Raw genomic sequence first — 22,252 nt, 5'->3', positions numbered from 1 at the left:
CAGGGCCTGCCTGCCAGGCCCGCTCAGGGTGGATGACGTGGTCCGTGCCCTTCAGAAGTTCCAGTTGACGCTGAACGTCGGGCCGCTCAGCGTCAGGTCCTTGATGAACTTGTCGTTGCCGCTGTGGCTGTAATTGATGTCGCGGTAGCTGAAGCCGATGTCGCCCCAATCGAAACCGTAGGCGACGCCGAAACTGAACTTGTACGTCGTGTCCGAGCTGCCCGCGCCGAAGTCCAGGTAATAGGGGAAGAACCAGCGCTTGTCCTCGAACGGTGACCAATTGCCGCGTATGCCGATGATGCCATCGGTGACATGCATCTGGTTGTTGAGATGGCCGCTGCGGGCGATGTTGACGTTGCCGGCGTTGCCGTTGAGCGAGAAGTTCCAGTCGAGGTTGCCCTTGACCCAGAGGTAGCGTACGCCGAACAACAGATCGATGAAGCCCTGTCCCGTATGGGCGATGGTGTAAAGGCCGGCCAGGTTCACCATGCCGCCCTTCAAGCCCCATCGCGTATCGAGGTTCGCGCCGGCGCCGATCCGGTCGCCGCCGATATCGGTGAAACGTCCCTTTTCACCGCTGAATTTCACCCAGTCGATGTCGCCGTACATGCCCCAGTCGCCCTTGCGCACGGTGCCGTCGAGCATGAAAGCGCCACTGAGGTAGGAGAAGATGTTGTTGTCCGTCTTCTGCTGCACCTCGCCACCGTTGTTGGGCAACTGGTAGCGCGTCTCTGCGCTGATGCCAGGCAGCCAGACATAGGGCTGGATGTTGCCGTGCCAGTTGCCGTCCCAGAAATCCGATGTGTCGGCCTTGGCGGCGGGCGCAGCAAGCGACGCTGCGATTGCCAGGCCGAGGGAGAGCACGAAATACCTGTGATGCAGGGTGATGAAACGGCGCATGACGAATGCTCCCCACGGAAATGGTGCGTTTATGGTGGAACGTTTCCCCGCCTGCACACAGCGAACTATTACGTATCCGCCCATGCGTATTTCTACGGAGGTCTGGAACACGGACACCTCGGGCGCCACGCCTAGGTAGTTTTACTTAGCGCAGCTACCGCATAAATGCAGTGGCAGACCGGGCGTCGGTGGAGTCAAGCTGATGCGGGCGCCAAAGGCGGCATGGGAGCGGCACCATGAAGACGACGATGCGTTGTGGGTTCCTGCGGACGTGCCTCTGGCGTTTTGCGTTGTTGCCGATCGTGCTTTCGGGCGCGGTCCATGCGCAGGCGAGCCAGCCGCAACCCCAGAACCAGGCCCAGAGCCAGAACCAGGCCCAGAGCCAGAAGATCTACAACAACCAGCAGCTTGATCAGATGCTGGCGCCGGTGGCGCTCTATCCGGATGCACTGCTCTCGCAGATATTCATGGCCACGACGTATCCGAGCGACGTCGCCGAAGCAGCAGCCTGGTCGGCGGCCAACCCGAAGGCGAAGGGCGACGACGCGGTCAAGCAGGTGAACACCAAGCCCTGGGATCCCAGCGTGCAATCGCTGGTGGCGTTTCCGCAGGTGCTCGCACAGATGAAGGAGCATCCCGACTGGGTGCAGAACGTGGGTGATGCGTTCCTGGCGCAGCCCGACGACGTGATGGCGTCGGTGCAGCGATTGCGTGCGCAGGCGAAGGCATCGGGCAATCTCAAGTCGAACGAGCAGCAGAAGGTGACCGAGCAGGCGGCGCCACCGGGATCGACCGAAGGCACCACCATCATCCAGATCGAACCCTCGAATCCGCAGGTGGTGTACGTGCCGCAATACAACCCGACGGTGGTTTACGGCGCATGGCCGTATCCCTCCTATCCGCCGACGTATTGGCCGCCGCCGTATGGCTACTACCCGGGCCAGGCCCTGGCCGCGGGCATGGCCTTCGGCGTGGGCATCGCGATCACCGGTGCGTTGTGGGGCGGTTTCAACTGGGGCCACGGCGACGTGAACGTCAACGTCAATCGCTACAACAGCGTCAACAACGTCAACAACCGCATCTCCGGCAACGGCAACCAGCGATGGAACCACAATCCCGACAATCGACGAGGCACGCCTTATCGCGACTCCGCCAGCCGCCAGCGCTTTGACCAGGGCCGAGGTGGTTCGCAACAGCGCGAAGCGTTCCGCGGTCGTGATTCGGCCCGCGATGCCAGTCGACAGAATTCGCTGCAGAGCTTCGACCGCGCCACGAACAATGGTTCCTCCATGGCTGCACGGCGTGGTGCAGGAGAGACCGGTGCGGCGCTCAACCGTCCGTCCGGCGGCAATCGCGGAGGGCAGGGCGCAGGGGATCGCGGCAACGTCAACGGGGGAAATCGCGGTGGTGGCCAGGTGGCCGACCGTGGCAATTTCAGTGGAGCAGATCGCGGTGGCTCACGCCAGGATTTCGGTGGCAACCGGCAGTCGGGTGGCGCTCGCAACAATGCATTCAGCGGCTCGCAATCGCCCGGATCGTCGCGCTCGCAGATGAATCGTGGACAGGCGAGCCAGCGTTCGATGTCCCAGTCACGTGGTGCCGGCGGCGGTGGTGGCCGGCAGATGTCACGCCCAGCGCCCAGTCGTGGCGGTGGTGGCGGACGCCGTCGCCTAGGAGTCTGACCATGAACCGCAATCCATGGACACTTCGCTTCGTGCTGGCCCTGACGCTGTGGTCGGGCTTCACCGCCGCTTCCTTCGTCATGGCGCAGGAAGCCAGCTACCCAACGGCGGATGCCGCAGTCACGGCCTTCGTCAAAGCCTTGCGCGATAGCGACAAGGTCGCTTTCGCCAAGGTGCTGGGTGCCGACTGGAAGGACTACATACCGACGGAAGGTATCGATCGCGATGACGTCGATCTGTTCCTCAAGCGTTATGACGAAAGCCATCGCATCGAGACCGCCGACGGCGTGGCGCATCTCAATGTCGGTTCCGAGAACTGGGTGCTGCCCTTGCCCATGGTGCAGGGCAAGGACGGTTGGCACTTCGATCTGAAGAAAGGTGCCGAAGAAATTCGTGTTCGCCGCATCGGCGCGAACGAACTGGCAGCCGAACAGGCGATGCTCGCGTACTACGACGCCCAGCGCGAGTATGCGGCGGAGGATCGCGATGGCGATCACGTGCTGCAATACGCACAGAAGCTCAGGAGCAGTCCCGGCAAGCACGATGGACTGTACTGGCCAGCGACGGGCGACGGACCCCAGAGTCCACTGGGCGAACGGTTCGTGGGCGAAGAGCCCACGGGGCCGGATTTCCACGGCTACCGCTACCGCATCCTCACCTCGCAAGGGCCGTCGGCACCGGGCGGCGCCTACAACTACGTCGTGGGCGGGCGTATGACCAGTGGCTTCGCGCTCATTGCATGGCCCTCGCAGTACGGCGAGACCGGCGTGATGAGTTTCATGGTGAGCCATGATGGCGAGGTCTTCGAGAAGGACCTGGGCAAGAACGGGGCGAGCATCGCCGAGGCGATGAAATCCTTCGATCCCGACAGCAGCTGGCAAGAGGTCAAGCCCGAGCAGTGAGCCGACGCTCCGTGCGACGGCGACGGACGACCGGGTAGATTTACCTAGCCGACTACCGAGTATTTGCGCTGTGCCGCCTGCGTGCCGTGCGGCAAGCTGACCTTGCGCGTCGTTGACGCGCACGCTTCCGCCCTCACGGGCAGGCCGCGCGCCGACGGCGCCTGCGGATGAGCGGACCCGACATCGAACTGCTTGCGAGGGCCGGGATGGCACGCAAACACAGCCTTGCTTGGTCGCTGATGGTATGGGCCGCTGCCGTGCAGCAGGTTCATGCCATGCCGGGAGAGGACACCAGGGAAGTCCCGGTGAACGAGGTCGCTTCGCATGCCGCGGTCGATCCAGGCTTGCCGTCTGCCATTGCGGCTGACACAGGCGATGCGCCGAAAGGCTCATGGTGGGACGCCTTCAAGGATCCCAAGGACGGCGATGTCGACATGTCGCGATGGCTGCTGCAGCACAAGGGTGCGCTGCTGGTGCCGATCATCATCACCGAACCGGCCGTGGGCACCGGCGGTGGATTGGCGGCCGTGTTTTTCCAGCGCCCGCCGCAGTCGGAAGCATCGAAGGAACGGGGCGACCGCATTCCGCCGAACATCTACGGTGTGGGCGCCTTCAAGACCGAGAATGGCACGTGGGGGTTCGGCGGCGGCGGCAGCTTCCACTTCAAGGACGACAGCTGGCGTTACGCGGCTCTCGCCGGCAAGGCCTCGGTGAACCTGGACTTCTATACGCAGGGACTGCTGCAGGAATCGCACAAGATCGGCTACAACCTCGATGGCATCTTCGCTTACCAGCAAGTGTCACGGCGCCTGGGGCGCAGCGACTGGTTCCTGTCGGGGCGATGGATCTACATGGATCTGGATAGCCGTCTCAACCTGCAAAGCGATCGCCCGTACTTCCAGCCCAAGGATTTTGCCAGCCGCGCGTCGGGGCTTGGCTTGGGGCTCAGCTACGATTCGCGCGACAACACGCTCACGCCATCGAGGGGTTGGCTGTGGCGCCTGGAAGGGACGGCGTATGCGCCGGCGTTCGGCAGCGACAACACCTTCCAGACCTATCGCACGCACGTCTACGGCTATCTACCCGTCGCGCAAAGCTGGGTGCTCGGCTTGCGCGCCGATGTCCGGGCCGCCCGGGGCGAGACGCCGTTCTACCAATTGCCATCGATCGACCTGCGCGGCATTTCCTACGGTCGTTACCAGGACGAGAACGTCGGCATGATCGAGGCGGAGCTGCGCTGGAATCTCACGCCGCGCTGGGCCCTGATCGGCTTCGGTGGTGCAGGCAAGGCATGGGGACGGCGCGTTGGTTTCGGGGATGCCAGCACGCACGCGACGGAGGGCGTCGGTTTTCGTTACCTGATCGCACGCGCGCTGGGCTTGTACGCAGGCCTCGACTGGGCACGCAGCCAGGACGACCACGCGTATTACATCCAGGTGGGTAGCGCGTGGCGCTGACACCGCGCCACGCCATCCCACAGAGGTTCGTCAGTTGACGGTATAACCCTTGCCCTGCATGCAGGCGCTGTACGCCTGGCCGACATTCGTGGCGTTGTTGCTTTGCACCTGGGCCGCTGCCGCGTTCTGCTCGCGCCGCTGTTGTCGCGCACGCATCCCGCCGGCCACCACGCCGGCGGTGGCGCCCACCTTGGCGCCGTGGCCGGCATCGTCATTGGCAACGCCGCCGATCACGGCGCCGGCCGCCGCGCCTCGTGCCGCGCCGGCGACACGCTGTCCTCCGCCAACGGCGGGGCCGGTCTGCTGCGCGGGCACCGGTTGCGTCGGCGCATTGGTCTGTGCCCACGACATGCAGGCGCTCTTGTCCGCCTGCTGCTGGGCCGCGTTCTGGCCTTGGGCCGGATAGGCCACCGGCATCGGCGGTGGTTGCTGGGCAAGGGCAGCGGTGGCGATGGCGCAACAGCCCAGGGTGATGAGACGGACGGCGAGGTTATTCATGTTGGCGCTCCGTGGGAAAGGAAAAGCGCAATGGCGGCGAAGACCACGCCGCCCTCGTTCCAGCTCAGCGAATCACACCGTCGCTCTTGAGCTTGGGGATAAGCGTGGACGCGAGCTGGCGCACGGCCTGCGGTATGTTGGTAGAACTGACGTTTTCGGTGGTGGTGGACCAGATGACCTTCTCGGTTTTCAGATCCCACACGCTGGTTTCCAAAGTGACCACATCGTATTGCGTGAGTTCGGGGGACATCGACCAGGCGTTGCCGTACCACGAATAGAAACGGCCATAGGCCGGCCCCGAGGTCATTTCGTTGGTCTTCTGCTCGACGCGCTGGACACGCGTCGCCAGCAAGGCCTGCGCCCCGCTGTTCTTCACCAGTTCGACGAGTTTTTCCTGGGACCCGCCACCCAACGGGATCACGGCGTAGCTCTCCTCGGCCGTGACGCCCGCGGCATGCAGCTGTTCGGCGAGCGTGTCTTCGAACAGGCGGCGATTGGTGTCGCTCTTGGCGATGCCGAGCACGAGCACGTTGGAAACCGGTGGGCCGGCCCAGGTCGGGTCCTTCCATTGGTTAGTGACGGTGACGGCGGAGCACGCCACGAGCAGCGAGGATGCAAGCAGTACGACGTAGCGGAGTGGCCTCATGACGTGGATCCTCCTCTTTCGATGCGGATAGCGTGGATGACAGGCGCAACGCGCATGCAGGGCGGGAACGAGCCGATCACGATCATGGTTCTTCTCCACCGTTGGCATGGGCGTCGTAGGGCGTGAGCGGGATCAACCCCAGGCGCTCGGCTTCGCGGATCAAAGCCACGCCGCTGTGCACGCCGAGCAGATCGAGCAACGCCTGCCGGTGGCTTTCCACCGTGCGAACCGAAATGCCGAGCGTGGCGGCGATCTCGCTGGTGCGCAGGCCCCTTGCCATGCAGCGGATCACGTCGTGTTGTCGTCTCGTGAGCCGGTGCGCCGCCTCGGGAGCCTGCAACAGCGACGCCATCAGCTCCGGGGAGACGTACTGGTTGCCGGCGGCGACTGCTTCGATGGCGCTGTAGAGCTCATCGCTGGTCGATTGCTTGAGGATGTAGCCATTGGCACCGGCCTGCATGGCTTCGCGCACGATCAGTGGTTCGCCATGCGTGGAAAGCACGATCACGGGCACCTCGCAGCCTTGCTTGCGCAATCGCCTCAATGCATGCAGGGCGCTGAAGGGTGCGAGCGCGATATCGGTGATCACCAGATCGGCCTCGCCGTTGAGTGCGGCCAGCAACAGCGCCTCGCCGTCATGCACGATGCGCACGGAGTCGGTGCGTTTGGCGAGCAGGCCCGCCAGCCCTTCGGCAACGCAGCGATGCTCGTCCGCGAGCAGGACGCGAAGCCGGCGAACCTTGCCTTGCTTGCCGCCGCGGCTGGCCATGGCTCAGCGCAGCCGTCGCCCGCCGCGGCGCGTGCTTGGCGGGCCGGCGTGGACGACGATGAGCGGTGGCGCGCAGTCAAGCCGCATCTGCCGGTTCCTCGATGTGTGGCCCCATGGCTTTGCATCAGCTTGGGCCGTCCGAAGTCCGGAGGTAAGCGAACTTTCACTCAAACCGGCTCAGTAAAAATACTGGGCCGGTGCTGCGGAAATGCCGATGACCGGCCAGCGCCGAGAATCGTCCGCCCCATTTCGACGGCGTGGGCCGGCACTTTCTTCCGCCACGGCCCCGTAGATCTACGCAAGTCATCACGAGGACGTGACGCGATCCATGGAGAAATTACGAACGCGACGGGTACCAGCGCGAGATGCGTCGTACCCGCTTCGGATGGGCGTCCATGCTTGGACGTCGCGGGGGACCCGGATGGGGGATGCATGGGCGAAAAGGCATGGACTGACGGTCTGTCTCATCTGGCGCGCGGCGTCGGCTTGTTCGTCGCCGCGGCAGCCTTGCAGTGGCTGTCGATTGCCATGTGGAATCACGAGAGCGACACGCAGGTGATCTGGTTGCCCGGCCCGTTGCTGCTGTCCGCGCTGCTCTGCGAGCCCTTTCGGTTTTGGATCGCCTACGACCTGGGCTGGCTGGTCGGCATGGGAAGCTTCGCCGTGGTGCTGGGGTTGCCGCTGCAGGGCATGTGGCTGGCCCACGTGGTCGTGCTGCTGCTGATCAATGCCGCCGCCTGGGTCATCAGCCGGTTTCGTGCCGACCAGTCCATCGACGACTTCACTCGGCTGCTGGGATTCCTGGTGGTCGCCGTCGCGCTGCTGCCGCTGGCGACGGCGGCGTTCATCGCCTGGCTGGCTTCCGTGATCTCCCTGGCGCCCTGGTTGTCGGGCCCGTGGTGGCACGTCGGCCTGGCCGATGCGCTTGGTTACGCCGTGTTGCCGCCGGCCATCGTCAGCCTGGCCAATCCTGCATCGTCGCTGCGCCGGGATGCATTGCCGCGCTGGAACATGCTGGTGATCACCATGGTCGCCCTGGTCATTCTCTGGCTGGGGTGGCGCGAGCTGGGAGACATCGCGGCGGTGCGTCCGCTGCTGTTGCTCGCGCCGGTTCCGCTGGCGATCTACGTCGCATTGCGCTCGCAGATTCCCGGAACCAGCGTGGTGAACCTCGTGATCGGCATCATCGCGATCCAGTTGAGCCTCTCGCAGGAAGGCCCCTTCGTGCAGGGCGGCGTGGACCATACCAACCTCGGCGTGCAGCTGTGGATGCTGGGCATGACGATCGCGTCGCTGTTCCTCGCAGCCATGGTCGAGCAGCGCCGGACGACGCAGCGCGCGCTGTCCGCCAGCAGCAGCGAAGTCCGCGAACTGGCCGGTCGCCTGATCGTGGCGCAGGAGCAGGAAAGGGCACGCATTGCGCGCGACCTCCATGACGACATCAACCAGCGTCTTGCCGTCGCGTCCATCCGGCTGAGTGCTCTCCGCAGGAAGGTGGACGAGAGCAATCGCAGCGACGTGAGCCAGCTGCAGAGCGAGCTGATCGCCTTGTCGGAGGACGTGCGCCATCTTTCACACGACCTTCATCCGAGCATGCTTACTCAGACAGGACTGACGGCAGCCTTGGCGACGCTCTGCCAGGCGCAGCGGCACCGCAGTGGTCCACACATCGAATTGAAGGTATCGCCACATGCGAAGGATCTGCCCGAGGATGTGGCGCTGTGTCTTTACCGGGTGACGCAGGAAGGCCTGGGCAATGCGGTACGACATGCCGAGGCGCAGCGAATCGAAGTAGCACTGCAGATCGGTGACGAGCGAGTGAATCTCACCATAAAGGACGACGGCAAGGGATTTGCCGCGGAGACCGAGGGGCAACGGGGACTTGGTTTGATGAGCATCGACGAGCGCACCAAGCTGCTTGGTGGCAGCTATGGCTTGCAATCGACTCTGGGGAAAGGGACCGAACTATGCATATGCATTCCGTTAGGACCGTACAAGCCGCTGCACGGCCAAGCCTGATCATCGCGGACGACCATCGCATGGTCGCCGAGGGCGTGCAGCACATCCTCGACGAAGATTTCGAACTGCTGGAGATCGTTTCGGATGGCGAGGCACTCGTCGATGCCGTGCGTCGCCTGCAGCCGGATCTGGTGGTGGCCGACATCAACATGCCGCGCTGCAACGGCATGGACGCGCTCAAGCGCATGCGCCAGGTAGGCATGGGAACCCGGCTCATCTTCCTCACCATGCACATGGAGCCGGCGCTGGCCGTGGCGGCGCTGCGTGCCGGGGCCAGCGGCTACATCCTGAAGTGTTCGGCCGGCGAGGACCTGCGCAATGCGGCACAGCAGGTGATGCTGGGCGGCACCTACGTGACGCCGGCGCTGGGCGCCCGCTACATCAGCGGGCAGCTGACCGACATGCGCAATCTCACCACCAAGCAATTGCAGGTGCTGCGGCTGGTAGGGGAGGGGCTGCGTTCCAAGCAGATCGCCCTGCAGCTCGGTCTTTCGGTGCGCACGGTGGAAGCACACAAGTACACGATGATGCAGGTGCTGGGCGTGCACTCCACGCTCGAGCTGGTGCGTCGCGCGGAGGATCTCGGCCTGTTGTTCTAGCCAACCGGTGAAAAGTTCACGGTTTCGCGAAATCGCGCGCCAGCCAAGGTAATTTTACGTAGCGGAAACTCGGTTCTCTTTCGGTGGCGGAAGTTTCCGCGATGGATAATGCTGCGTCGGTAGCCTTATCCGTTCTGGGGGCGAGCGTGACTCGACCGACGGTCGTTCTGGCCGAAGACCATCCTCCCGTCGCCGAACAGATCCGCGAAGTGCTTGGCGGAGATTTCGATGTGCTCGCGGTAGTCGGGCACGGCGAGGCGCTGGTGAAGGCGGTTCGCCGTCTTCGACCGGATGCGGTGGTCACCGACATCAGCATGCCCGGCATGGATGGCATGCAGGCAGCCCGCGAGCTGTTGACGGAGCTGCCCGGGCTGCCGGTGGTGTTCATCACCGTGCATGACGATCCGACACTGGCGCGCGCCGCGCTGACCATCGGCAAGGGGTATGTGCTGAAGGCCTCAGCGGGTGAGGATCTGGCCGATGCCGTGCGCTGCGTGCTCGACAACCGCTATTTCGTTTCGGCAGCGCTGGGGCGCATCGAGGCGCTGGTCGGAACGCTTCACTAGTCCGCTTCGGCGTAGGCGTGCAACGCCTGCTTCAGGTCCTGCCGCAGCGTGGTGAAGCCTTCCCACGGATCGCCGCGCAGCCTTGCCAGTCGTCGCGGTACCGTGTCTATCGTGAAATCACCTGGTCCCTTGCACTTGGCCAGATCCTGCCACCGCAGCGGCGTCGCCACCGTGGCGCCGGCACGCGCACGCAGCGAATAGGACGCCACGCTGGTGGCTCCGCGGCTGTTGCGCAGGTAGTCGATGAAGATCTTGCCGCCACGCTCGTCCATCGCGGCTTTCGCGATGAAACGATCCGGTTGTTCGTTGGCCAGCGTGCGGGCGAAACCTTGCACGAAATGCTTGGCGTCGTCCCAGGTGCACGCGGCATGCAATGGCAGCACGACGTGCAAACCTTTGCCGCCGGTGGTGCGCACGAAGCTATCCAGGCCGACCTTGCCAAGACGCCGCTTCATCTGGCGCGCCGCGTCGACGATGTCGCGCCAGCTCACGCCTTGGCCCGGGTCCAGGTCGAAGACGAGATAGTCCGGCTCCTCGAGCGAATTCGCGCGAGCGCCCCATGGGTGAAATTCGATCGTGCCGAACTGCACCAGGCCGATCACCGAAGAGGCATCGTTCGGGCACAGATACTCGGCCCACTTGCCGCTTTCCTCGCGCAGCCGCACGTGGCCCGCATGGCTCAGTCCGCGCATCGGGTGCTTCTGGAAAAAACCTTGCTCACCGATGCCGTCGGGAAAACGCAGCACCGATGTCGGGCGATCGACGACGCCGGGCAGGAACCACTCCATGACGGCGCGGTAATACTCGGCGACATCCCCCTTGGTGATGCCAAGCTCGGGATAGAGCACCCGCTCGGGATGTGTGACAACGATGTCCTCAGTGGCTTGCCTGCCCATCGGAGTGCCTCCGGAAAATGCACGGCATGGGACGCCGCTTGCCATGTGCCTGTGGCTACAAGACAACACCCTGCCGGACGACGGGACAAGCCGGCGTGTATCAGGTGTGAAACAGTTGCCTTGGCGGGAAAACAGGCCCACTGTATCCGTCCTACGAATGTAGTCGTATTCCTACGCAATACTCAGTGAGGAGCCGATAGGTTCCTCCGTAGATCGAGTGCACTCTTGGTCGGTCCAGAACGGACATGTTGGTGAGCTTCGCGCTCACGCGATCGAAGTGACGGGGCTCTCCCTCTTGCTACTGGGTTCGGAACACATGGTCACCTATTCGCTCAAGCAGTCCGCCGAAGGCCAATGGAACGTATGCCGCTCCGGTGCCTCGCTGTTCAGTCACCTGCAATTGCCTGCGGCCATCCGGCTCGCACGTGAAGTCGCGCGTGACGAGCACCTGCGTTCGGGGCGCTCCGTATGCGTCGAAATGCCAGGCACCGAGTCGACCATCCGCCTCGCGCAGTTCGCATCTTCCGCCCCTTTTCTCGGACGGGCGGCCTGACGGGCAACGAAGCGGACGGGCCCCGCATGCTGCAGGGCCGCTTGTCTGAATGACGCCGGCTGGGCAAAGTCGCAGGGTCTCATGGCCAGGACCCCATCATGCGTCTGTCGCTCCGCTGTTCGTCCATCGCCTTGCTCGCGCTGGCTGCCCTGCCATTGCAGGCCACCACGCTGCTGGTCAACGCCCACATCCACACCATGGACCCCTCGCGCCCGGAAGCCACGGCACTGGCATGGAAAGAAGATGGTCGCCTGCTCGACGTAGGTGACACGGCCGACCTGCAGAAGCGCTATCCGGATGCCACCAAGGTGGACGCCCAAGGGGCCACGGTCATTCCCGGCCTGATCGATGCGCACGGCCATATGCTCGGCCTGGGCATGACCCATATCCAGGTCGATCTGGTGGGCGCCTCGTCCAAGCAGGAAATCGTCGAGCGGTTGAAGGCGGGCGTCGCCAAGCTGCCGAAGGGTGCCTGGCTCATCGGTCGCGGCTGGGACCAGAATCGCTGGGCGGGCAAGCAGTTCCCGACCGCTGCGGACCTGGATGCGGCCTTTCCCGATCGGCCGGTCTATCTCGAGCGCATCGACGGCCACGCGGTGTGGGTCAACACCGCGGCGATGAATCACGCCACCAAGGCGCTGGACGGCGACTGGCAACCGCAGGGCGGCCGCATCGTGCGCGAGGGCAAGAAGGCCACCGGTGTGCTGGTGGACGGCGCGGTCGGCCTGGTTGCCGATGCCATCCCGCCGTTGAGCCACGAGCAGACGCGAGACGCCTACAAGGCCGCTTTCGCCGACGCCGTTGCCGTGGGACTCACCGGCGTCCACGACCCCGGCGTGAGCCTCGATGACTTCAAGGTGCTGCAGGAAATGGCGGCGGCGGGCGAGATCCCGCTGCGTCTCTACGAGATGGCCGACGGCAACCACGCCGCATTGGATTGGCTGTGCACGCAGGGCGGACACTGGGCCGACGCCAGCGGCCGCCTGCAGATGCGCACGGTAAAGCTCTATATGGACGGTGCGCTGGGCAGCCGCGGCGCGGCGTTGCTCACCGATTACAATGACGACCACGGCAATCGCGGCATCCTCGTGACGTCGCCGGACGCGTATCGCAGCGCCGTGGAAAAGGCCTATCGCTGCCACGTGCAGGTCGCCACGCACGCCATCGGCGACCGCGGCAACCGCATGGTGCTCGACACCTACCAGTCGGTGCTGGGCGATCACGCCGACAGCGATCACCGCTGGCGCGTGGAGCATGCGCAGATCCTCGCGCTCGATGACATCCCGCGTTTCGCCAAGCTGCGATTGATCGCCTCGATGCAGCCCACCCACGCGACCTCGGACATGCCGTGGGCCGAGCAGCGTCTGGGCGCGGAGCGGCTAAAGGGCGCCTACGCGTGGCAGCGCTTCATCCATGAAAAGGTGCCGCTCGCCTTCGGCTCGGATTTCCCGGTCGAGCACGTCAACCCGATGCTCGGCCTCTACGCCGCCGTCACCCGCCAGGATCTCAACGGCCAGCCGCCGGGCGGCTGGCTCCCCGACCAGCGCGTGAGCCGCATCCAGGCACTCGCCGGCTTCACCCGCGGCGCGGCCTACGCCGCCTTCATGGAAAACGAGGTCGGTACGCTGAAGACGGGCATGCGGGCGGACTTCGTGATCCTCGACGGCGACCTGATGACCGTCCCGCCGCGACAGATTGCCGATCTCAAGCCGTTGAGCACGTGGGTGGACGGGAAGGCGGTGTATCGCGCCGATAAGGCGAATGCCGCGCACTAGCGCGGCATTGGGTGTATCTGCCAGGGCAGGTCGAGGGGTGATGACGCCCCTTGACCACTGCGAAACACCTGTAGGAGCGCACCCAGTGCGCGACAGCCTTTCGCCCGGTCTGCATGGTCTCGCTCTGTGAGAACGGTTATTGCCTCCGGTAGCTTCGCTGCGAGGGCACAAGCTGGCGATATCGCAACAGCCGGTGTCTGGCGCTGCTGGGCCCAGCCTGCGCTGGGGCAACGGAACCGAAGACCGAGGCGAAAGGCTATCGCGCACTGGGTGCGCTCCTACAAAGAAGCCGTGCGCAACGGGTCAATATGCAAAAAGGGCGCTGCCAACGGCAGCGCCCTCCATCAACATCCTTCCCTCCGTCAGAGGTCAAGGGATGCTCATGCAGCCTTGCGCGTGACCACGCCAATCGACGCATGCGCCGTCTTCAGCGATTCCACCTTGTTGTCCTCGCCGAGATTCACACCCTCGGCGCGGATGAACTCGAGATCGGTGACGCCAAGGAAGCCGAACACCGCACGCAGGTAGGTCTCCTGGAAGTCCATCGGAGCCGCGGCACTGCCTTCGCTGTACACGCCACCGCGGGAGGAGGCGATGATGATGCGCTTGCCACCGGCGAGGCCCTCGGGGCCATTGGCGGTGTAGCGGAAGGTCTTGCCGGCGACGGCCACCCGATCGATCCATGCCTTCAGCTGGCTGGGGATCGAGAAGTTGTACATCGGGGCACCGATGACCACCACGTCCGCCGCCAGGAACTCTTCCAGCATCTGGCTGCTCAGTACGGCGGCCGGGTCGCTGGCGTCGGACACCGGGGTCCAGTGCGGCAGCGGGTTGGCCACCAGATCGTGGTAGATCACTTCCGCGGCGGGGGTGTTTCTGGTCAGTTCGGCTACGATGGCGGCGGTCAACGTACGCGAGACGGAGTGGCTACCCAGCGCGCTGGCGTCAAGATGCAGCAGTTTCATGGCAATTCCTCAGTATCGGGCCGGACCATCCGGCGACGGAATAAAGATACTCAGGATACAATCTGTCGATAAGACGGGTAAAATCGAACGTATTGTTCCATCAAGGAAACGACGATGACAGTCTTGGACGGCGCCCTGCAGGATCTGAACGACCTGTACTTCTTTGCGGCGGTGGTGGAGCACGGTGGCTTTTCATCCGCGGGACGGGCGCTGGGCATCCCCAAGTCGCGGCTCAGCAAGCGCATCGCTCAGTTGGAGGAACGCCTGGGCGTTCGCCTCCTGCAGCGGACCACCCGCCGCTTCGTGGTCACCGAAGTCGGCGAGCGGTTCTACGGCCATTGCCGCGCCGTACTGGAAGAAGCGCGCGCCGCACAGGAAGCGGTGGAAGAGGTGCGTTCCGAGCCGCGCGGCGTGGTGAGGGTGAGCTGCCCGGTCTCGCTCGTGCAAACGGTCGTGGGCCACATTCTTCCGGATTTCCTCGCCCAGCATCCGAAGATGCAGGTACGCCTCCACGCGACGGACCGCCGCGTCGATGTCATCGGCGAGGGTTTCGACGTCGCCATCCGTGTGCGCAGCAAGCTCGATACCGACGCCACTCTCGTCATGCGCACGTTCGGGCAATCGCGCGTGCTGCTGGTGGCCAGCCCGGAACTCCTCAAGCGCTATGGGCGTCCGCAGGAACCCGCCGACGTTTCGCAGCTGCCTGCACTTAGCAACTTCGAGCACGAGGGTGCGCAAAGCTGGGAGCTGCTGGATGCGCAGGGCGAGCGCGTGATCGTGGACATCCACCCGCGCCTGATCTGCGGCGATTTCGCTGCCTTGCTGCAGAGCTGCAAGCGTGGCATCGGCGTGGCGCTGCTGCCCGAATTCGTCTGCGGCCCGGGCATCGAGCGTGGCGAGCTCGAGGTCGTGCTGCCGGAGTGGAGCGTGCCGCAGGGCACCATGCATTTCGTCTATCCGAGCCGTCGCGGCCTCCTGCCCGGCGTGCGGGCCTTCGTGGATTTCCTCGCCGAACGTCTGCCCGACACGGTGCGTGAAAAGCATGCCCAGTGCAACAGATACGTCTGACCTCTGCACGACATGGAGCGCGTGCTAGCATCTTCGTTTAGCCTTCCAGACATCCGGACCATGTACATCGACACCAAGCTGCCGAAAGTCGGTACCACCATCTTCAGCGTCATGAGCCAGCTGGCGGTCGAGCACAAGGCCGTGAACCTGGGGCAGGGCTTTCCCGATTTCGAGCCGCCCGAAGCCTTGCGCGAAGCGGTGACGCGCGCGATGGCCGAAGGGCGCAACCAATACGCGCCCGGCATCGGCCTGCAGCCGCTGCGCGAGCAGATTGCGCTCAAGACGGAGCGCATGTACGGCCATAAGCTGAGCGCGGACACCGAGGTGACGGTGACCTCGGGCGCGACCGAGGCACTGTTCGCCGCCATCGCCGCCGTGGTGCGCGCAGGCGACGAAGTGATCGTGTTCGATCCGGCCTACGACAGCTACGAGCCGGCGATCGAGCTGCAAGGCGCGCGCGCCGTGCATATACCGCTGCAGGCGCCGACGTTCTCGGTCGACTGGCAGCGCGTGCGCGATGCGGTTACGCCGAAGACGCGCATGATCCTCATCAACAGCCCGCACAATCCCACCGGTGCCGTGCTGTCCTCCGCGGATCTCGACGAACTCGCCGCCATCGTGCGCGATACCGAGATCGTGGTGCTGTCGGATGAGGTGTACGAACACATCGTGTACGACGGCGCGCATCACCAGAGCGTGCTGCGCCATGCGGAACTCGCTGCGCGCAGCTTCGTGGTGTCCTCGTTCGGCAAGACCTATCACTGCACCGGCTGGAAGGTCGGTTACGCCGTGGCGCCGAAGGCGTTGTCGGCGGAATTCCGCAAGGTGCATCAGTACCTCACGTTCTGCACCTTTCATCCGGCGCAGGTGGCCTTCGCCGAATTCATGGCGAGCACGCCGGAGCATTACCTGGAACTGCCTGCGTTCTACCAGGCCAAGCGCGATCGCTTCCGCGAACTGATCAAGCCGTCGCGCTTCAAGCTGCTGGACGTGCCGGGCGGTTATTTCCAGCTGGTGGATTATTCCGCCATCAGCAACAAGGACGATGTGGCGTTCTGCGAATGGATGGTGAAGGAAGGTGGCGTCGCCGCGATTCCGCTCACGCCGTTCTACGAGACGGCGCCGGGCACGCACCTGCTGCGTCTCTGCTTCGCCAAGAGCGACGCCACCATGGAAGCCGCCGCGGAGCGCCTATGCAAGCTCTGAGAATTTCCCTCGTGCAGGGCGCCACGCGTTGGCACGACGCAGTGGCCAATCGCGAGTATTACGGTGAACTGGTGCGTCGCGTCAGCGGCCAGACCGATCTCGTCGTGCTGCCGGAGACCTTCCTTTCCGGCTTCAGCAACGACACGCGCGCCAGCGCCGATACGATGGACGGCGAGGGCGTGGCATGGATGCGCGCGCTCGCGCAGGAAGTGGGCGCGGTGTTGTGCGGCAGCCTCGCGATCCGCGAAGGCGACAAGGTGTTCAACCGCCTGATCTGGGCGCGCCCCGATGGCAGCTTTGCGCAATACGACAAGCGCCATCTGTTCCGCATGGCCGGCGAGCACACGCGCTACGGCGGCGGCAACGAACGCCTGATCGTCGAGCTCAAGGGTTGGCGCATTCTTCCGCAGGTCTGCTACGACCTGCGCTTCCCGGTATGGCTACGCAATGGTCGTCGCGAAGAAGCGGCCGGCGGCATGGATTACGACCTGGCGATCTTCGTGGCCAACTGGCCCGCGCCTCGTCGCCAGCCGTGGCGCACGCTGCTGCGAGCGCGTGCCATCGAAAACCTGAGCTATGTGATCGGGGTCAACCGCGTGGGCGTGGACGGCAACGACCTGCCGTACGCCGGTGATAGCGCCGTGCTCGATCCTGTCGGTGAACCGCTGGTCGAGCTGGGTCCGCAGGAACAGGTGGTGACGGTGACGGTCGATCCGGCACCGCTGCTCGCCCATCGCGAGCGCTTCCCTGCATGGATGGACGCCGATCGCTTCACGCTGGATCCGACCTGAGCCAACGCGACCCACGTGAAGCGTGGGTCGCGTCCGCGGTCAACGGGCAGGCGCTGCCTTGGCGGATGCCGCCTGCATCATCGGTGCACCGACATCGAGCTGCATGCGGCGGAAATCGATCGTCCATCCGTCGAACGCGCGAAGGATGTCGCCGCCGAGCACATTCGGTTCCTTGACGTTGCCGGCGTCGCTCAGCGACACGCTGATGCCGCTCATCAATGCTTGCTGATCGGCAATGTGGACGCGCACCTGCGGCCACGTCACCGAGGTCCTGTCGCGCGCACCACCGGCGCCTGCGACGTGGTCCTTCTGCGCCGCGAGGCCTTCGAGCAGGTCCGCGTGCTCGCGCGCGAATCGCGACGACAGCGCCGAATGCGAGCCGCCACTGTCGAGGTGCATCGCCACCGGAAGATCGTTCAAGCGCACATCGACATAGAGATCGCTGCCGGCCAGGCGGAGATTGCCGGCTTCGTGCTTGCCTGCCGTGCTGCGCGAAGGCACGAGATGTCCGTCCGAGGTGAACTGTATCCGTTCGAGTTCGCGCAGCACCGGAAAACCCACGATGGCGTCGATGCGATAACCACCCGGCACGGGCATGCTCAGCTGGTCGTCGTCGAGCACGAGGAAGGCGACGTGTTCGAGTTCGAGTCCGGCAAGAGCCAGGTGGTCCGCCACGCCGATGCGTGTCGCCACGGCCTGGCGGCTCGAACTGCCCACGCTCACGGCGCCATCCATGATGCGCAGCTTGAGTTTGCGGGCCGTGCTCAGGGAAACGACCGAGAGATTGGCGCCGGTGTCGAGCACCGACTCCTGGGATGCGCCGTTGATGGTTACGCGGGTTCGCGGCAGGCCGACCTTGTCGCGGGTGATCGTCACCGCGTGTGGCTCGTAGGCGGTGACCTGTTGCGACGGCGCACGGCTCAACTGATCCGAAAGCGTCGCCATCTGCAGTGCGTCGGCCTGCTGTTCGTCACTGATGTCGTCATCGGCCAATGCCTTCTGCCAGGCATGGGCCGCCTGCGCCGCGCGGGCGTAATCGCCTGCTGCAAAGCTGGCGTCCGCCGTGATGGGCCACGCCAGCGCGCATTCGGCAGGGCTGCGTTGCGCACTGGCGAGATAGCGGTCCACCAGACGACGGGCTTCTGGTGCATCCATGCGTCCAGCGGCGATCCGGGCGCGGGCGAGCAGGGCGAAGCCCGGGTCCCTGATCGCGGGCAGCTGGGCTTCCAGGCGAAACACCTCGCCCGCGGCGGCGTCCGCAAGGGCTGACGGCATGTCGCCGTCGGGCTTCAGCTCGACGGTGCGGCCATCGCCGGGATGGAGGGTGAGCATGAAGCCCAACAGCGAGAAGTATCCGAACCGGGCCAGGTGCCGATATTCCATGGTATGGTGTCCGTATGACGAATAAAAATTATCGTAATACAGAAAAAAATTATCATGCAACAGCCCGTCGACTGACGACTGCGGCGGCTGCGCTGCGCTGGGTGGCCTGGCTCGGCGCGGTGGCTTGGGTGCTGGTGACGGCCTGGGGTATCTGCGGCCCCGCCGAGGGTTCGGGTGGCATGGTCGCGGCCACGCTGTTCACCGATGGGTTGCCTCGCAGCTGGGCTGCCGGCATCGCTGGCGTGCTTGCCCTGGTGACAGGTGCCGCCTTGGTGGAACTGGCGCGCATGCTTGGCCATGTGCAGGCGGATGCGCTGTTCTCCACGGCGGTGACGCGCCACTTCCGTCGCTTCGCCTGCCTGCTGACGATCGCCGCCGTGTTGCGCCTGGTGCTGCCACCCGTGGCGACGCTGCTCAGCGCGTGGCGGCCAGGCGGCCATGTGTCCGTGCAATTGGTGTTCTCTGGCGACGATGTGTTCGCCGTGCTGCTGGCGGCAGTGTTCTTCTTCGTTGCGCGTCTGTTCGACGAGGCGGCACGCCTCGAAGACGACCAGCGCTCCATCGTGTGAGGCGCGCATGGCCATCGTGGTACGACTTGATGTGATGCTGGCCCTGCGCAAGGCGCGCTCGCGCGAACTCGCGCAATTCGTGGGCATTACCGAATCCAATCTCTCGCTGCTCAAGTCCGGCCGCGTGCGCGGCGTGCGTTTCGAAACGCTGAGCAAGATCTGCGAGTTCCTGCAGTGCCAGCCGGGCGACCTGTTGGCCTACGAGCCTGGCGACGAGGAAGAAGGCGCGTCAGGCGCCGAATGAAAAACGCCCTGTCGGTGACAGGGCGCTTCGATCACAGGATGGAGAGCACCGCTTCCGGCGGACGTCCGATCGCCGCCTTGCCATGGGCGACGACGATGGGACGTTCGATCAGGCGAGGGTGGCTCGCCATCGCAGCCACCAGCGTGGTGTCGTCGAGCGTGGGATCGTCCAATCCCAGCTCGGCGTATTCGGGTTCGTTCTTGCGCATCAGGTCGCGCGGCGTCATGCGGAGCATGTCCAGCAACTGCACCAGCTCGGTCGTGCTCGGCGGCGTCTCCAGATAGTTGACCACCTGGCAGACTTCACCGCGCGACTCGAGCAGTTCGAGCGTCGCGCGCGACTTCGAACAACGGCTGTTGTGGTAGATGCGGACCGTCATCAGTGGTTGCCGTGGCGATTGCCGCCGCGACCGCCACCACCGTGGGGACGTCCACCGCCCGTACCGCCACCGCCGTGGCCCTGCGGACGGTTGCCGCCGCGACCCTGCGGACGGCCGCCCTGGCCCTGGCCCGGACGACCGCCGGGCTTGCCGCCACGGCCGCCACCCGCACCGCCGCTGCGATTGCCGCCCGCACCGCCACCGAAACCACCGTAGGGGCTGCCGCCACGGCTTTCACCGGAACGACCGCCGCCGCCGAACGAGCGGCCACCTTCGGCCGAACGCGCACCGAACGGCTTGCCGCCGCCAGGGCCGCGACGATTGCCGCCACCGGTTGCGCCGCCACGGGCACCACCGCCTTCGCGGCTTTCACCGGCAAACCAGGTGCGCACCGACGGCAGCTCCTGGCCCGGCGCCACGCCGCGCTTGTTCTTGCGCTGCATGCCACCGGCCGGACGATCCGGACGGGCGACGTTGCCATTGACTTCGCGGCCGGGCTTGCGGCGCTGCTGCTTGCCGCGCGCCGGTTCCTCGCGGATGCGGTCATAGGCGCGCAGCTCGCGGGCCTCGTCCTGGTAAGCGGAGCTGTAGCCGCCGCTCGCGCCACGTTCGGGGCGGTACTCGGTGACGTTGCGCGGGGCGCGGCGCTGGTGCAGCACCGGGCTCAGCGTGAGCACCGGCTGCGGCGCGCCGAGGCCGGTGGTCTTGCGCAGATCCTTCACGGCTTCCTCGCCGAGCGCCTCGCAGTCGCCGCGGCGCAGGTTGCGCGGCAGTTCCACGCTGCCGTAGCGGATGCGCTTCAGGCGGCTGACCAGGAAGCCCTGCGAATCCCACAGGCGGCGGACTTCGCGGTTGCGGCCTTCGCGGATCACAACGCGGAACCAGCTGTGGCTGCCGCCGCGGCTGATCACGCCGATTTCGTCGAAGCGGGCAGGGCCGTCTTCCAGCTCCACGCCTGCCTTGAGCTTCTCGATGATCTCGTCGGGCACTTCACCGTGCACGCGGCACAGGTACTCGCGCTCGAGCCCGCTCTTGGGGTGCATCAGCGCGTTGGCGAGTTCACCGTCAGTGGTGAGCAGCAGCAGGCCGGTGGTATTGATGTCGAGGCGGCCCACGGCGACCCAGCGCGCGCCCTTCAGGCGCGGCAGCTGTTCGAACACGGTGGGACGGCCTTCGGGGTCTTCGCGCGTGGTCACCACGCCTTCGGGCTTGTGGTAGACCAGCACTTCGGTTTCGTCGCGGTTGTCGGTGGCGACGACGAACTGCTTGCCGTCGAGCACCACGCGATCGCCGGCATGCACGCTGGCGCCAATGGTGGCCGGCGTGCCGTTGAGTTCGACTTCACCCGCCTGGATGCGCTGCTCGAGCATGCGACGCGAGCCGAGGCCGGCGTTGGCCAGCACCTTGTGCAGGCGCTCCTCGATGGCGGGGGTGGTTTCGTCGCGCGGGGTGCGCTTGAGTGTCAAAACGGATTTCTGGGGCGCAGTCATGCGCGGTACTCCTCGGTGTCTTGCGTGGCGTCGCCTTCATCGGCGTCCGCGTGGGTCGCTGCCTCGTCGGCAGTGTCAGTCGGGGCATCGGCGTGCGGGGCAGCGCCGGGTTCGGAAGAGGCGACTTCCATCGCCTCGGGTTGTTCGTCGACGGGCGCGTCGGTGACGGCGGCGCCGGTGGTTTCGTCGTCGGCGGGCGCGGGCGCCTCGTCGTGGGTGTCTTCCACGGTGACGTCGGTTACTACGCCGGCCACCACCAGGGTTTCGTTCTCTTCGTCCGGATCGATCGGCAGGTCGCGCGCCACGGGAACCCGAAGCGGCTCGGGCGCGATGCTCATCTGCGGATCCTCCATGTCGCGGATTTCCGACAGCGGCGGCAGTTCATCCAGCGACTTGAGGTTGAAGTAATCGAGGAAGGCGCGGGTGGTGCCGAACAGCGCCGGCTTGCCGGGCACGTCGCGATAGCCCACCACGCGGATCCACTCGCGTTCTTCCATCGTCTTGATGATGTTGGATGAGACCACGACGCCGCGGATTTGTTCGATCTCCGGACGCGTGATCGGCTGGCGGTAAGCGATCAGCGCGAGGGTTTCCAGCAGGGCGCGCGAGTAGCGGCTAGGTTTTTCCGTCCACATCCGCGAAATCCACGGATGCACGTCCTGCTTCACCTGGTAGCGGAAGCCCGAAGCGACTTCGCGCAGCTCCACGCCGCGGTGGGCGCAGTCTTCGCCGAGCTGTTCCAGGGCCCTGGACACCTCCTCGCGACCGACTTCGTCCTCTTCGCCGAACAGTTCCAGCAATTGAGGGATCGTCATCGGCTGGCTGGACGCCAGCAATGCCGCCTCGATGATGGGTTTGAGTTGTTCGATCTGCATGGCCTCAGTTCAGGTGAGGA

At 65.2% G+C, this 22,252-nt stretch carries 23 protein-coding genes; 13 read left to right on the top strand and 10 right to left on the bottom strand.

Translation table 11 applies throughout. The features are described 5' to 3' along the window. Nucleotides 1–51: 51 nt before the first annotated feature. On the bottom strand, nt 52–900 hold the full coding sequence (locus tag CA260_RS12510) for a hypothetical protein (protein ID WP_111983414.1): 849 nt from the start codon (nt 898–900) through the stop codon (nt 52–54). A 236-nt stretch (nt 901–1,136) separates the two neighbouring features. Between CA260_RS12510 and CA260_RS12505 the strand changes: the two genes are divergently transcribed. The 3 genes from CA260_RS12505 to CA260_RS12495 all read left to right on the top strand — a co-directional run bounded on the left by CA260_RS12505 (nt 1,137) and on the right by CA260_RS12495 (nt 4,941). Beyond that, on the top strand, nt 1,137–2,582 hold the full coding sequence (locus CA260_RS12505) for a DUF3300 domain-containing protein (protein ID WP_238149749.1): 1,446 nt from the start codon (nt 1,137–1,139) through the stop codon (nt 2,580–2,582). Between the two features lie 2 nt (nt 2,583–2,584). Next, nucleotides 2,585–3,484: a DUF2950 domain-containing protein gene (locus CA260_RS12500; protein ID WP_111983413.1), complete on the top strand. Its 900-nt coding sequence runs from the start codon at nt 2,585–2,587 to the stop codon at nt 3,482–3,484. A gap of 206 nt (nt 3,485–3,690) precedes the next feature. Further along, entirely contained in the window at nt 3,691–4,941 is a 1,251-nt protein-coding gene (locus CA260_RS12495) for a BamA/TamA family outer membrane protein (RefSeq protein WP_238149748.1), read from the top strand. A gap of 30 nt (nt 4,942–4,971) precedes the next feature. Here the strand turns inward: CA260_RS12495 and CA260_RS12490 are convergent, their stop codons facing one another. From CA260_RS12490 to CA260_RS12480, 3 genes are all read right to left on the bottom strand, one after another. After that, nucleotides 4,972–5,439: a glycine zipper domain-containing protein gene (locus CA260_RS12490; RefSeq protein ID WP_111983412.1), complete on the bottom strand. Its 468-nt coding sequence runs from the start codon at nt 5,437–5,439 to the stop codon at nt 4,972–4,974. A 64-nt stretch (nt 5,440–5,503) separates the two neighbouring features. Continuing rightward, a complete protein-coding gene (locus CA260_RS12485) occupies nt 5,504–6,085 on the bottom strand; it encodes a hypothetical protein (protein ID WP_111983411.1) in 582 nt (193 codons plus the stop codon). Between the two features lie 82 nt (nt 6,086–6,167). After that, a complete protein-coding gene (locus CA260_RS12480; RefSeq protein WP_111983410.1) occupies nt 6,168–6,854 on the bottom strand; it encodes a response regulator in 687 nt (228 codons plus the stop codon). A 432-nt stretch (nt 6,855–7,286) separates the two neighbouring features. Between CA260_RS12480 and CA260_RS12475 the strand changes: the two genes are divergently transcribed. The 3 genes from CA260_RS12475 to CA260_RS12465 all read left to right on the top strand — a co-directional run bounded on the left by CA260_RS12475 (nt 7,287) and on the right by CA260_RS12465 (nt 10,038). Then, nucleotides 7,287–8,873 carry a sensor histidine kinase gene (locus CA260_RS12475; RefSeq protein WP_111983409.1) on the top strand — a complete coding sequence of 529 codons (1,587 nt, stop codon included), beginning with the start codon at nt 7,287–7,289 and terminating at the stop codon, nt 8,871–8,873. Continuing rightward, nucleotides 8,828–9,472 (top strand): response regulator, encoded by a 645-nt coding sequence (locus tag CA260_RS12470; RefSeq protein ID WP_111983408.1) that lies wholly within the window; start codon nt 8,828–8,830, stop codon nt 9,470–9,472. Before CA260_RS12475 ends, CA260_RS12470 begins: the two co-directional genes overlap by 46 nt. Before the next feature lie 146 nt (nt 9,473–9,618). After that, the gene (locus tag CA260_RS12465; protein WP_172461830.1) at nt 9,619–10,038 is read left to right on the top strand and encodes a response regulator; all 420 of its coding nucleotides are present in this window, start codon (nt 9,619–9,621) and stop codon (nt 10,036–10,038) included. Here the strand turns inward: CA260_RS12465 and ligD are convergent. Next, nucleotides 10,035–11,075 (bottom strand): non-homologous end-joining DNA ligase, encoded by a 1,041-nt coding sequence (ligD, locus tag CA260_RS12460; protein ID WP_238149747.1) that lies wholly within the window; start codon nt 11,073–11,075, stop codon nt 10,035–10,037. The two genes, CA260_RS12465 and ligD, sit on opposite strands and share 4 nt — an antisense overlap. 136 nt (nt 11,076–11,211) lie before the next feature. Between ligD and CA260_RS12455 the strand changes: the two genes are divergently transcribed. Together CA260_RS12455 and CA260_RS12450 are read left to right on the top strand one after the other, a co-directional pair. Next, nucleotides 11,212–11,487 carry a hypothetical protein gene (locus CA260_RS12455; RefSeq protein ID WP_238149746.1) on the top strand — a complete coding sequence of 92 codons (276 nt, stop codon included), beginning with the start codon at nt 11,212–11,214 and terminating at the stop codon, nt 11,485–11,487. A gap of 98 nt (nt 11,488–11,585) precedes the next feature. After that, nucleotides 11,586–13,262: an amidohydrolase gene (locus tag CA260_RS12450; RefSeq protein WP_111983405.1), complete on the top strand. Its 1,677-nt coding sequence runs from the start codon at nt 11,586–11,588 to the stop codon at nt 13,260–13,262. Between the two features lie 380 nt (nt 13,263–13,642). Here the strand turns inward: CA260_RS12450 and CA260_RS12445 are convergent, their stop codons facing one another. Continuing rightward, nucleotides 13,643–14,227 (bottom strand): FMN-dependent NADH-azoreductase, encoded by a 585-nt coding sequence (locus tag CA260_RS12445; protein WP_111983404.1) that lies wholly within the window; start codon nt 14,225–14,227, stop codon nt 13,643–13,645. A gap of 114 nt (nt 14,228–14,341) precedes the next feature. Between CA260_RS12445 and CA260_RS12440 the strand changes: the two genes are divergently transcribed. From CA260_RS12440 to CA260_RS12430, 3 genes are read left to right on the top strand one after another with little or no spacing between them, the layout of a single operon-like run. After that, nucleotides 14,342–15,295, top strand: coding sequence for a LysR substrate-binding domain-containing protein (locus tag CA260_RS12440; protein WP_111983403.1), 954 nt, complete (start codon nt 14,342–14,344; stop codon nt 15,293–15,295). 60 nt (nt 15,296–15,355) lie between these two features. Then, nucleotides 15,356–16,501 carry a pyridoxal phosphate-dependent aminotransferase gene (locus CA260_RS12435; RefSeq protein WP_111983402.1) on the top strand — a complete coding sequence of 382 codons (1,146 nt, stop codon included), beginning with the start codon at nt 15,356–15,358 and terminating at the stop codon, nt 16,499–16,501. After that, nucleotides 16,489–17,292, top strand: coding sequence for an amidohydrolase (locus CA260_RS12430; protein ID WP_111983401.1), 804 nt, complete (start codon nt 16,489–16,491; stop codon nt 17,290–17,292). The genes CA260_RS12435 and CA260_RS12430 overlap by 13 nt, the downstream gene beginning before the upstream one ends. Before the next feature lie 39 nt (nt 17,293–17,331). On the opposite strand, the gene CA260_RS12425 is transcribed toward CA260_RS12430, so the two are convergent. Continuing rightward, complete coding sequence (locus CA260_RS12425; RefSeq protein WP_111983400.1) at nt 17,332–18,675, bottom strand: pepsin/retropepsin-like aspartic protease family protein; 1,344 nt, start codon at nt 18,673–18,675, stop codon at nt 17,332–17,334. A 101-nt stretch (nt 18,676–18,776) separates the two neighbouring features. Here CA260_RS12425 and CA260_RS12420 point away from each other — a divergent pair, with 101 nt between their 5' ends. Together CA260_RS12420 and CA260_RS12415 are read left to right on the top strand one after the other, a co-directional pair. After that, on the top strand, nt 18,777–19,244 hold the full coding sequence (locus CA260_RS12420) for a DUF2975 domain-containing protein (RefSeq protein ID WP_111983399.1): 468 nt from the start codon (nt 18,777–18,779) through the stop codon (nt 19,242–19,244). 7 nt (nt 19,245–19,251) lie between these two features. After that, nucleotides 19,252–19,488, top strand: a complete 237-nt coding sequence (locus CA260_RS12415) for a helix-turn-helix domain-containing protein (protein WP_111983398.1) — start codon at nt 19,252–19,254, stop codon at nt 19,486–19,488. A 31-nt stretch (nt 19,489–19,519) separates the two neighbouring features. Here CA260_RS12415 and arsC read toward each other — a convergent pair whose 3' ends face one another. From arsC to scpB, 3 genes are read right to left on the bottom strand one after another with little or no spacing between them, the layout of a single operon-like run. Continuing rightward, nucleotides 19,520–19,867, bottom strand: a complete 348-nt coding sequence (gene arsC, locus CA260_RS12410; protein ID WP_111983397.1) for an arsenate reductase (glutaredoxin) — start codon at nt 19,865–19,867, stop codon at nt 19,520–19,522. Continuing rightward, on the bottom strand, nt 19,867–21,357 hold the full coding sequence (locus CA260_RS12405) for a pseudouridine synthase (RefSeq protein ID WP_111983396.1): 1,491 nt from the start codon (nt 21,355–21,357) through the stop codon (nt 19,867–19,869). The genes arsC and CA260_RS12405 overlap by 1 nt, the downstream gene beginning before the upstream one ends. Continuing rightward, entirely contained in the window at nt 21,354–22,232 is an 879-nt protein-coding gene (gene scpB, locus CA260_RS12400) for an SMC-Scp complex subunit ScpB (protein ID WP_111983395.1), read from the bottom strand. Before scpB ends, CA260_RS12405 begins: the two co-directional genes overlap by 4 nt. Between the last annotated feature and the right edge of the window lie 20 nt (nt 22,233–22,252).

It is taken from the genome of Dyella jiangningensis (genome assembly GCF_003264855.1).
GTDB classification, from domain to species: domain Bacteria; phylum Pseudomonadota; class Gammaproteobacteria; order Xanthomonadales; family Rhodanobacteraceae; genus Dyella; species Dyella jiangningensis_C.
This window is presented reverse-complemented; position numbering and strand designations above follow the sequence as displayed.